This is a genomic window from Acetobacter ghanensis (assembly GCF_001499675.1).
GTDB lineage: Bacteria > Pseudomonadota > Alphaproteobacteria > Acetobacterales > Acetobacteraceae > Acetobacter > Acetobacter ghanensis.
Window position 1 is genome coordinate 2,209,805 of the sequence record NZ_LN609302.1, and the last position, 11,009, is coordinate 2,220,813.

Consider the following 11,009-nt stretch of genomic DNA (forward strand, 5'->3'; position numbering starts at 1 on the left):
GGCGGAAAAACAGCTTAAATACTGACGTTGGCACCCAGAACTTTCAAAAACTGGGCCAGCCATGCCGGATGCGCAGGCCATGCGGGGGCACTAACCAGTTCACCATCCGTTACGGCATCCGTTACCGCAATGTCGGCATAGGTTCCGCCAGCCAGTTCCACTTCAGGCTTGCAGGCCGGATAGGCCGAAACCTTGCGCCCCTTGATCACACCGGCAGCCGCCAGCAACTGTGCGCCGTGGCAGATGGCCGCCATAGGCCGGTCCGCAAAGGCCCGCACAATCTCCAGCACCCGTGGATTCAGCCGCAGATACTCTGGTGCACGCCCGCCGGGCACAATCAGCCCCAGATATTCGTCCGTATCAATGGCATCAAAATCCGCAGTTAGCGTAAAGGCATGGCCCGGTTTTTCGCTATAGGTCTGCGCGCCCTCAAAGTCATGAATGGCCGTCAGAACCTTGTCCCCCGCCTTTTTGTCCGGGCAGACCACATCCACCTTGTATCCCAGCATGGACAATGCCTGATAGGGGACCATAATTTCGTAGTCTTCTACGTAGTCACCTGCCAGCATCAGCAGTTTTACATCATCAGTCATGGTGCGTGTCCTCCTTCAGTCCTTCCCGCAGGCGGGGCATCAGTTCCACAAAGTTGCAGGGCCGGTGGCGACTGTCGAGCTGAAAAACCAGAATATCGTCCCAACCATCCTTAACCGCACCGGTGGACCCCGGGAGCGCAAACAGGTATGTTCCTCCCGCTACACCCGCCACAGCACGGGACTGGATGGTGGATGTGCCTATTTTTTGGTAAGACAGCATACGGAAGAGCTCACCAAACCCTTCTATCCGCTTTTCCATAACGCGCTCAAATGCTTCGGGCGTCACATCCCGTCCGGTTACGCCCGTACCACCGTTGGTAATCACAACATCCACCAGCGGGTCTGCTATCCATGCGCTGAGCTGTGCGGCAATTCTGTCCGTATCGTCAGAGACAATGGCGCGGGCGGCAACGCTGTGCCCGGCACCTTCGATCCGCGCCACCAGTGCGGCCCCGGATGTGTCCGTTTCCAGCGTGCGCGAATCCGAAACAGTCATCACCGCAATACGCACAGGCAAAAACGGTCGGTTCGTATCAATCTTGGACATGGCTGACTGTTATATCTCCGCAAGTGTGATGCAAAAACGCATCAGAGGAATGAATAATAGCCGTCTAACGCAGAAAATAACCAAACAATGGCAACCTTTTGCCTTCAACGGCATAAAAAAACATTTAAGGATTGGGGTTGTTACACCCCGATAAACCATGATTGATCTTGGGCCTCGCGCACAAAGACCAATCCAAAGACAACAAAATTGGGATCATGACCAAACGTATTTTTTTCCTTTTCGCGCCTTCTGGCTTTTTGCCTTCCTTGTCCCCTTGCTGGCTGCGGCCATTCCTGCGCGGGCTCAGCTCCTGCCCGGGGGCAACAGTTCCATTGGTCTTTTACCCAGTCTTGAAGTCGATAACGAGGCCAATCTGGTCGAAGATCCCGGCCCCCTGTTTTCCGCCCCCTATGGCAAGGATCATTTTTTTGGCAATTGGGGCGGTGCGCAGCCCTGGCTGCTCAGCCACGGTATCCATATTCTGGCCGATGTGCATGAGGAACTGGCAGGCAACTTCCGCGGTGGGCGCAAGCAGGGCGTGACCAATGCGGGTCAGGTTGGCGTTGAACTGGATGTGGACTGGGGCAAGCTGACCAATACGGACCTGTTCAAGAACTTCTGGACCCATATGATGGTCGTTAACGGCCATGGGCGGAACCTGAGCACGGATTATATTGGGGACTCCATTGGCGGCGTGCAGCAGATTTATGGCGCACGTGGTAACGTGGTGGCGCACCTTGTTTACCTGTATGCCGAGCACTCCTTTTTGCATAACCATCTGGATGTGAGTGCTGGCTGGATTCCGCCGGGCAGCTTTTTTGCCGCTTCTCCCCTGTTCTGCATGTACATGAACGTGGCCATGTGCGGTAACCCCGCCCCCACCAAATACACCGAAGGCGCGCGGGACTGGCCATCGGGCAACCTTGGGTTTGTTGTGCGTGCCATGCCAACCAGCGAGACCTATATTATGGGCGCGCTGTTTGCCGTTTCCCCCCAGCCTTCAACGGTGGCATTTCCGGCTGGGCATGGGCGCAGGATGGTCTGGGCAAGTTCTCCTCCCCCGTGGAAATCGGCTGGCTGCCCAAATTTGGCAAAAACCATCTGAACGGGCACTACAAGGCCGGCTTTGGTTACGACAACTCCAGCTACCCGGACCTGCTTGAAGACGTACACGGCAACGCGTGGATTGAGAGCGGAATGCCCAAACGCTACCGCGCAGGCCGTGCCAGCGCATGGGTCATGGCCGACCAGATGCTGGTCCGCAATGGTGATGGCCCGACCAATGGCCTGATCGCCCTTGCAGGCTGGATGTGGTCAGACGGGCATACCACTGCCATGTCCCACCATATCTGGGCGGGCATGGTGGAAACTGGTGCTGCATGGGGCCGCCCGATGGACAGCGTGGGCGCAATGTACCAGTGGGAACTTATGAGCCGCGCCTCCACCTTGCAGCAGGAAGCCGCCGTCAATACGGGCGTGGCCTTCCCCTCCAACCAGTGGGGCACCGTATGGGGCATTCAGTCGCATGAGAACATTTACGAAGTGTTCTATAACGCTCACGTAGCCCCCGGCATTTCGTTGCAGCCGGACTTCCAGTACATCAACCGCCCCGGTGGCAGCACCGTCTTCCACGATGCGGCGGTTATGGGGCTTCAGTTCAACGCCGTTCTGTAATTAACGCGGCGACGTAAACTGTTCCATCGGGCGCAGGCTCAACAGCCTGCCCCGCAAGGGCGCAAACTGCTCGGCATGGCAGGTCAGCAACACAATCTGCAGGCGTGTTGCGGCCTCGGCCAGCACATCAAACAGGGTTTCCAGACGCTGAGAGTCTGAAAAAGTCAGCGCGTCATCCAGAACCAGAATGGCAGGCGCACCGCGTTTGTGCAGCAACTCCGCAAAACCCAGCCGCACCAGCACGGCAATCTGCTCCCTTGTGCCATCAGACAGATCCTTGACCTCCTCCGCCCTCTGGCGGGTCAGTCCGGTTAAGGTGAACTGGGTGTCCATTTCCAGCGTAACACCATGGAAAAGGGCGGAAAAAGCAGGCTGCATGGCCTGCACCAAGGGGGCCAGATACCGCTCGGTCTGTGTGGTTTCTGCCTTGAGCAGCGTGCCTTCCAACAGGGCTAGAGCTGCTCTTTCCCGCTCACATGCCGCCTGCTCGCCAGCAAGCTGTTCGGCATGGCGCTCGGCGTTGGCCAGTTGTTCATCCAGCCCCTCACCTTCCGCCTGACGGATACGCGTTTCCCGCTCACGCTTATCCATGGACAGGCTCTTGGCCTGCTCACGCATTCTGTCCATATCCTGCTCGCGGCGTGCAATGCCCTGCTCCACCACGGCCAACGGCGCTTGATTCTGCTTTGTCTGGGCAATACGGGCCAGTTCGGCCTGTGCCTGCTGTTTTTCCTGCACACTCCGGGTGGCGCGGGCTGCCAGTTCCGGCTCGGGTTCGTGCTCAAGCCATGCCGCCAGTTCACGCTGATAACGCTGAAGGTCCGCGTGCTGCTGACCTGCCTGGGCAAGAGCCTGCTCCAGCCGGGTATGCGCGGCATGGCGCTGGCTTAAGGCATCCTGCTCCTCCTGCCGGGCGGTATCTGCTGCCTCGCCTGCATCCTGCTCCAGCTGGCTTGCCTGCTCCACATCCATGGGCGGGCAGGCATTCTCCTCCTGCGCTTCTGCCTGTTCCTGCGCAAAAAGGGCTTCCTGCTCGTTAAGCTTCTGCCGTTGCATAGCCAGCGCATCTGCCACGGCACTGACATCCGGCACAGATAGCAGCGTTACGCACACAGCACTGGCCTCCGCCACCTCCCGCTCTGCCTGTTTGCGCGCATCATGCAGGCTTTCCGCCTGCTCCACGCTCTGGCAACCGGCCTCCTGCAACAGTGCGTCCAATGCGGCCTGCGCCTGTGCCAGTGCCGTATGCAATGCTTCGCGCTGTTCTGTTGCCGGGGTTATGGTAAAGCGCCCCACGCCATCCACCACCAGTTCTGCCTTGTTGGTCAGTAACTGTGGTCCCGTTGGGCAGGGCTGGCCGTTCAACCACACTGTGCCGGCCGCATCTGGCTGCAAATCGGCCACAAACCGCGTTGCCTGCGCCTGCATCCGTGCCTCGGCCTCCTGCACAGCCTGCATGGCCTTGGCGACCCGACGCATAAAGGCAGCATCCACCCGCATGACCCGCAAGGCAGCCTGTGCTTTTTCCAACCTAGCCCACGCCGTTTGAGCGCGGGCAAAAACCGTACGCTCATGCTCCAGCGCCTGCTGGCTCCGGGCCAGTGTGGCACGCCGCATTGCCCCGGCCATAACCGCTCGGGCCAGTTTGTGCTGGTTGGTAGCAGCGACCAGTCTGGCCTGTGCCTCCACCAGCCTTTGGTCCGCCACCTGCGCCAGACGTGTCAGTTCCGCCTGCTCTACCTGTGCGTGTGCCAGGGCCTGCTCAAGCCGCGTAATTTCCCCTCTATGCGCCTGACGGCGTTCCCGATCCGCCTGAACAGCCTGCAACTTGAGGTCCGCCTCACGCAGCAACGCCTGTGCAACCTGCTCCTCCGCGGCCAGCCCAAGCAGTTGGTCGCGCGTTTGCCTCAGGCCTGTCAGTTCCTGCTCCGCCTGCCGACGCCGCTCCGGGCTTTCGCTCTCAAGCAGCATACGCCGGGTCTGCTCCAGCGCTCTGATATCCTCGGCCAGCGCATCCTTGCGGGCATGAAGGCGGGCAACCTGCTCCCGCGCGGCCTCGCTCTCCTCCTGCACCTGCCGCAAGCGGCCTGTTATGCGGCCTGTTGCGGTCTGATGCTGGGCAAGCTGTTTGCGCACAAGCGCCAGCATGGCACTGGCCTCCGCCGTGCCAGTTACGCCCTGTATGGTCTGTTGCAGGCAGCTTTGCAGGCTTGTACGCCCCGCCCCAAGCAGAGGTGGCTGGGCAAAACTTTCGCCCTGCGCAACCAGCAATGCATTCCACAACCCGGCAGCCTCGCCCTTGCCCACTTTTTCCAGCTCGAACAGAGCTTGCAGCTGTTCCTCTGCCTCATCACCATCAAAGCGTTCTGGCCCGAGATCGAGGCGTGCGAGCTTGCCATTGCCAAACTTTTTTTCCAGCCAGCAGCTTCTGCCATTCCACTCAAAGGCAACGCCAACATGGGGCGACCCTCCGCCGTAGGGGAACAGGTCCTTAACCGGCTGGGCCTTGGAACTGTAGCGCAGTGTCAGCGCTGCCCTGAGCGCCATGAGCACCGTGGATTTACCCGCCTCATTGGGAGCGGCCAGAATGTTCAGCCCTGGCCCCAGCCCTTCAACACGGATGGGGGATGTAAACCGGCGTATGGCTTCGATCTGGATATCCGTCAGAATCATGCTGCCGTCCTCCGCACTTCCCCCCAGAGCAGAAAGAGCCTTTGCAACGCCTCCTGCGCCACGGCAGCCTCCGCACCTCCGGCCTGCACCTGCGCCAGCAGGGCCTCCGCAGTCTCACGCACAGGGCCGGATGCCCCCAGCATATCCAAGTCATCCGGTCCAGCGGCCAGCCCCGGTGTGCCAGACAGGCGCAGGCAGGTGACAGCACTCCGCAGCCTGCGCTCGATCAGATTTTCGTAAAGTGCCAGATCATCCACACCCAACATGCCAGACACCTCCAGCCATGCCAGAATAGTATCAGGCTGTTCGGGCGCTATGGCCCGCACGCGGTGTTCCAGCGCCTCTATGTCCGTCCCGCTGGTCAACACCACGTTTTCGAACTTACGCCAGACAAACCGGCCCGTTCTGTGCCTGCTCAGGCGCGGGGGGGCTGTGGGGCCATCAAACGCCACCACCACACATTCCCCACCACCAGCGCCACCTGTGCCAAAACGGTCCACCTCCGGCGTACCGGAATAAACCGTGCGGTCATTGATCTGGCAAAAACCATGCCAGTCCCCCATGGCCAGATAGGCAAGCCCGGCCTGTGCTGCCCGGTCAATGGCAATAGGGTTGTGCTGGGCCTCCTCCCCATTGCCAAAACCCACGACCGAGCCATGAGCAACCCCTATGCGCAATGCGCCCTCGGGTGTTGTAGCCTCGTCCATATAGGATGTGAGGTCCGACAGGGTGTGCCGCCGTTGCAAAATGGCGGGCAGCAGCCACGCATTATGTGCAGCATCCAGCATGACCGGCTCCGGCTGGAGGTGGAGCCTTACATTATCCGGCACGGCGTTATCGCGCAGCAGGCGGGTCCATACCCCCTGCGGGGTATGGGCATCGTGGTTACCGGGGATAAGATGCCAAGTAATGTCCGCAAACTGGCGCATACGCTCCATTGGCTGGCGCAGTGTGCGCTCGGAGGGCGTTTCGTGTTCATACACATCGCCTGCCACCAGTACGTGCGCCGCTCCCTCCTGCCGGGCCAGCGTGCCTATGCGTTGGATAACATTCAGCCGCTCCGCCTGAAGCGCGCCCAATGCCTCGTCGTCCACAAAACTGAAGGTCCGGCCAATCTGCCAGTCGGAGGTATGAACAATTTTCATACACACAGTTGTGCCTGTTCAGCCAATAGCTCGACAAGACGGAATATGGCATGATGCCACACGCCCAGCACACTCCCCGTAACAAAAGGGCAGCCTGCACCGCAGAGTTGATTAGCCACATTATAGTTTGCAGGCTTATGCTTCAGGTCTGATACGCGCAAGACGCAATGCCAGACTATGGGCAGAACTTTCCTCAAACATTATATTTTATTTTAATATACGTCCGTCGATCTGGATTCGGGGGCAATTCTACCTCAGTGGCCACAGCAAAAGCAGAACCGGAATGACCGCTGAGAAAACAGCTTTTATGCACAGAGCCGGATGGAAGGGGTGGTTTCTCCAGCTTCCCCCTTCTGTCTTTTCTCCGGGCTGGTTTCTGTTCTGCCTGCGCACGTGGCTGTCCGCCGTGCTGGCTCTGAGCACGGCATTCTGGCTCCAGCTTTCCTCCCCCGGCACTGCGGCTGTTACGGTCATGATTCTGGCGCAGCCATTGCGGGGGCAGGTTCTCTCCAAAGCGCTCTACCGTCTAGCGGGCACCATTATTGGTGCGTTTGTCGCCCTTTTTCTGACGGCCTGCTTCAATCAGGAACGCGGGGTTTTTCTGGGCGGGGTGGCCCTGTGGCTAACGCTGTGCACCATCGTTGGCACGCTGGAGCGCGACTTTCGTGCTTATGCCGCCATGCTCTCGGGCTATACGGTCGCCATTGTGGGGATCAGTTGCATTGATAACCCGGCAGGTATTTTTGATGTAACAGTCAACCGCGTGTCCTGCATTGTGGTGGGCATTGCCTCCACCGCTGCAATCAACGACATTTTTGGCTCCCCCACAGCATTTGAAAAACTGACCGCCAACCTGCGCCGTACATCGGACATGGTGCGCCGTATTGCCAAGGATGCACTGGCAGGCCACAGCATTCCCGACAGCATGGGCTGCGCGGGCATTGCCGGCGAAATTATTGCCCTGACCTCGCAGGTCTCCTTTGCCAAGACCGAACTGGCCGATGCCCGGCTGCGGCTGGCAGGAGCCCGGTCCGCCATGGTGGCGCTGCTGGAAATGCTGTCGTGCAGTCAGGCCATCTCCCTCGTTATCCGCAAGGGGGAGGTTTCTGACACAGTGCTCAAGCACATCCGCGATTCGTTTGGCGATGGCACCCCGGTCGATTCCCCTGCGCAGGCCGTCCATGATCTGGAAGATCTGGCGCGCGAAGCCCACGAGAACGAACTTTTCCTTGGCCCTACGCTGGATGAGGCATGGCTGATTGAGCGTTCCATGGCGCTTCTGTCTGACGCACGCTGGGCGGTGGACGGCATAGATGCGTTTGAACACGGCCAGCGCGCCCGCACACAGGCCCCCGAACTGAAAATTGACCAGCATGATGATGTGATTGCCGCATTGCTGAATGGCCTGCGCACGCTCATCGGTTTTTCCGTTGCGGCGGGGCTGTGCATCATTTCCGATATTCCGGCCACATACTCGGCCCTGTCTCAGGTCGCTATCATCCTGACCCTTGCCGCCACCACTTATAACGTGCGCGGTTTTGGCATGGGGGCACTTCTGGGCACACCGCTGGCCATTTTTGTGGCGGCTGTGCTCAACTTTGGCGTCTTGCCCAAAGGGGCGGATATGCCCTTTTTGGCCATGGCCATTATCCCCGTTATTTTTGGCGGCTGCCTGCTGCTCATGCACCCCAGAACGGCTACTATCGGGTTTAATGCCGGGGTGTTCTTTTTTGTTATTCTGGGTGTGGCAGACCAGCAGAATTACGAGCCATCGGCCTTTATAGACCGCAATGTGCTCTACCTGTTTGCGGCGATCATGATCTTTATTTCGCTCGTGCTGCTGCTACCCCCCTCCGCATCACGGCGGCGGTTCCGGGTGGGCATTACCATCGGGCATGACCTGCTGCTCCAGTTTGAAGGTCATGGGGAGCAGGCAGGCTCGGCCCTGATCAGCCGCCACTATGACCGGCTATGCCGTATTCTGGAATGGAACCGCTACCTGCCGGCCAACAAGGCGCGCGATCGTGTTTTTACCCGTCTGGCCAGCCTGGATACGCTTAACCTTGAGCTCGCCCGTGCCCGCCGCCACCTGCAACGCGCGGCCACCATTCCCGCCATTCGGCTGGATGCGGAATCTGCCTACCGTTCCACCATTATTTACAACGTGGATGCCGCTCTGGTGCGCATGAAGCACAAGGCCCGCATTCTGCTTGACCATGCCATTGCCCTGCCACATGGGCAGATGGCCACAGCCCTTGCGGCCGTTTCCGCCATGGTGGGCGCCATTCGCCTGCTGGAGCACAACCGCTCCGCCCTGCACCTGTATGACCTGCTGCCCGTGCCAGACCAACAGTGGAAGGCCCGCTAAGATGATGCAACTGCAACCTGTTCTGGATATTGGCGGCCTGCTGGTCTCGTCCTTTGTGGTCCATGCGGGGCTGGCCATTGCCACCCTGCTTGTACTGAACCCGCTTTTAGCCAAGGTGCGCGCCCGCCGTGTGGTGTGGAACCTGCCGCTGGCCGAATTTGGCATTCTTATCGGCCTTATCGGCCTTTACACCATCCTGCTGTGAAAGGGCTTTTCCGCCGTGTTTGAACGTGCGCGCCGCCTTCTGCAATTTGTCACAACCGGCATTATTCTGGCCATTGCGGCCGTAGTCTGCTTTGTGCTGTGGGATTACTATACCGCCGCCCCGTGGACCCGTAACGGGCAGGTACGTGTGCAGGTGGCCGATATTGCGCCCCGTGTCTCGGGCCAGATCATCGACATCAAGGTCCGTGATAACCAGTTCGTCCATGCTGGCGATGTTCTGTATGACATCGACCCGTTTGACTTTAAGGTCGCCGTGGCCTCCGCAACCGCTCTGGTCAACGAGCGACAGGCCGACATGGTGCTGAAGGCAACGCAGGAATACCGGCGTAACAACCTGACCGATGCGGCAGCCTCCCGCGAGGAAAAACAGGTGTTCCAAGCCACGGCGGAAGTTGCCAAAGCCCAATACGCCTCGGCCATGGCCGCGCTCTCGCAAGCCAACATCAATCTGGACCGAACCCATGTCCGCAGCACCGTAACAGGTTACATCACCAACCTGATCATGCGGGTGGGGGACTATGCTACGGCGGGCAAACCCAACATTCAGGTTATTGACGCCTCATCCTACTGGGTGGACGGGTATTTTGAGGAAACCAAGATCCGCTCCATTCATATTGGCGACCGCGCCCGGCTGGACCTTATGGGGTACCGCCAGCCCATGTGGGGGCATGTCATCAGCATTACCCGCGGGATTGCTACACCCAACGCCACACCGTCCACGCAGGGCCTCCCCTCGGTGGACCCGGTTTATACATGGGTACGTCTGGCGCAGCGTATTCCCGTTCGGGTGCAGATTGACAGTATTCCCCCCGGCACACAGCTTGCCGCAGGCATGACAACCACCGTGACCATTGTGGGCAGCAAGGGCAAACGCGCGCATGATACCCTGACCGAGGCATTGGACAGGCTACATGACGCCCTTATGGGGGGCACGGGCGGAAGCGGAACGCGGCATTAGGATAGAGTATGGACGCCTGCCCCCCATGCTGGCACAAACGCAGGTATGCTCCATTTTTCTGCCCGTCCCCTTTTTGCCCTTTTGCTCTGCGCCACCAGCCTGTGCCTGACCTCCAACGCCTTTGCGCATGAAATACCCGGCAAGCGGGTACAGGTCAGCGCGCCGTGCCTGAGCGCCCTGCATGTTGTGGCAGACAAAACTGTATCCGCAGCAATTAACATTCCGGGGGAGCAACCCGCTGGCCTGCAAAGCGCCACCGCCCCGGACGGCACCATAACCCTGACACAGGCAGGATGCCCGAGCGGCCAGAGCCTTGAGCTGCACACCCCCCCAGCCATGCCGGTTGCCATTGACAGCCCACAGGCCACACGCATTGTTATTGATGACCGTACCGGCCTGCTGTCCATTCACTCCGGCTCCGGCGCCATAGATGTTGGCAAAAGCGGGCCGATTGATCTGGCCTCTGAATCGTCCGGCCCTATCAGCATAAGCACATTGGTCAGTTCGGCACGGCTGCGCTCCACCTCATCGGCCCCCATTGCCATCCAGCAGGTTAATGCTCCGGCACTGGCCGTGTATCTGGCCGGAACAGCCAGCCTGACCGCACCTTCGGGCACGCTCAAGGCTCTGGATATCAACAATGCAGGCACGGGCAACGCCACCTTTGGCGGCACAACGGTTGTAGCCGCCCTGCATGTGCAGAACACAGGCAACATCAGCGTACGCAAGGCAACCGGCACCGTGGCGACCGAGCGGGACGGCAGAGGGCGGATAGACATTAACATACCCGCAGAAGCCTCCACGCAGCAGAACGGGCACGACTGAG

The 11,009-nt window shown here is 59.7% G+C and carries 8 protein-coding genes and 1 pseudogene; 5 read left to right on the forward strand and 4 right to left on the reverse strand.

The window, feature by feature from the left end:
* Positions 1 to 14 precede the first annotated feature (14 nt).
* Both AGA_RS10345 and moaB read right to left on the reverse strand, forming a co-directional pair.
* Positions 15 to 593 carry a DJ-1/PfpI family protein gene (locus AGA_RS10345; protein ID WP_059024234.1) on the reverse strand — a complete coding sequence of 193 codons (579 nt, stop codon included), beginning with the start codon at positions 591 to 593 and terminating at the stop codon, positions 15 to 17.
* Positions 586 to 1,140: a molybdenum cofactor biosynthesis protein B gene (gene moaB / locus AGA_RS10350; protein ID WP_059024235.1), complete on the reverse strand. Its 555-nt coding sequence runs from the start codon at positions 1,138 to 1,140 to the stop codon at positions 586 to 588. Before moaB ends, AGA_RS10345 begins: the two co-directional genes overlap by 8 nt.
* A gap of 157 nt (positions 1,141 to 1,297) precedes the next feature.
* On the opposite strand from moaB, the pseudogene AGA_RS10355 reads away from it, so the two are divergent.
* Positions 1,298 to 2,814 (forward strand): annotated as a pseudogene (locus tag AGA_RS10355) (carbohydrate porin).
* On the opposite strand, the gene AGA_RS10360 reads toward AGA_RS10355, so the two are convergent.
* Complete coding sequence (locus tag AGA_RS10360; RefSeq protein WP_059024236.1) at positions 2,815 to 5,487, reverse strand: AAA family ATPase; 2,673 nt, start codon at positions 5,485 to 5,487, stop codon at positions 2,815 to 2,817.
* Complete coding sequence (locus tag AGA_RS10365) at positions 5,484 to 6,632, reverse strand: metallophosphoesterase family protein (RefSeq protein WP_059024237.1); 1,149 nt, start codon at positions 6,630 to 6,632, stop codon at positions 5,484 to 5,486. The genes AGA_RS10360 and AGA_RS10365 overlap by 4 nt, the downstream gene beginning before the upstream one ends.
* 283 nt (positions 6,633 to 6,915) lie before the next feature.
* On the opposite strand from AGA_RS10365, the gene AGA_RS10370 reads away from it, so the two are divergent.
* The 4 genes from AGA_RS10370 to AGA_RS10385 are packed head-to-tail and all read left to right on the forward strand — an operon-like array spanning position 6,916 to position 11,008.
* Positions 6,916 to 9,000, forward strand: a complete 2,085-nt coding sequence (locus AGA_RS10370) for an FUSC family protein (protein ID WP_059024238.1) — start codon at positions 6,916 to 6,918, stop codon at positions 8,998 to 9,000.
* A 4-nt stretch (positions 9,001 to 9,004) separates the two neighbouring features.
* Positions 9,005 to 9,205: a DUF1656 domain-containing protein gene (locus AGA_RS10375; RefSeq protein WP_059024828.1), complete on the forward strand. Its 201-nt coding sequence runs from the start codon at positions 9,005 to 9,007 to the stop codon at positions 9,203 to 9,205.
* 15 nt (positions 9,206 to 9,220) lie between these two features.
* Positions 9,221 to 10,183, forward strand: coding sequence for an efflux RND transporter periplasmic adaptor subunit (locus AGA_RS10380; RefSeq protein ID WP_059024239.1), 963 nt, complete (start codon positions 9,221 to 9,223; stop codon positions 10,181 to 10,183).
* Positions 10,184 to 10,228: 45 nt separating this feature from the next.
* On the forward strand, positions 10,229 to 11,008 hold the full coding sequence (locus AGA_RS10385) for a hypothetical protein (protein WP_059024240.1): 780 nt from the start codon (positions 10,229 to 10,231) through the stop codon (positions 11,006 to 11,008).
* Position 11,009: the final 1 nt, after the last annotated feature.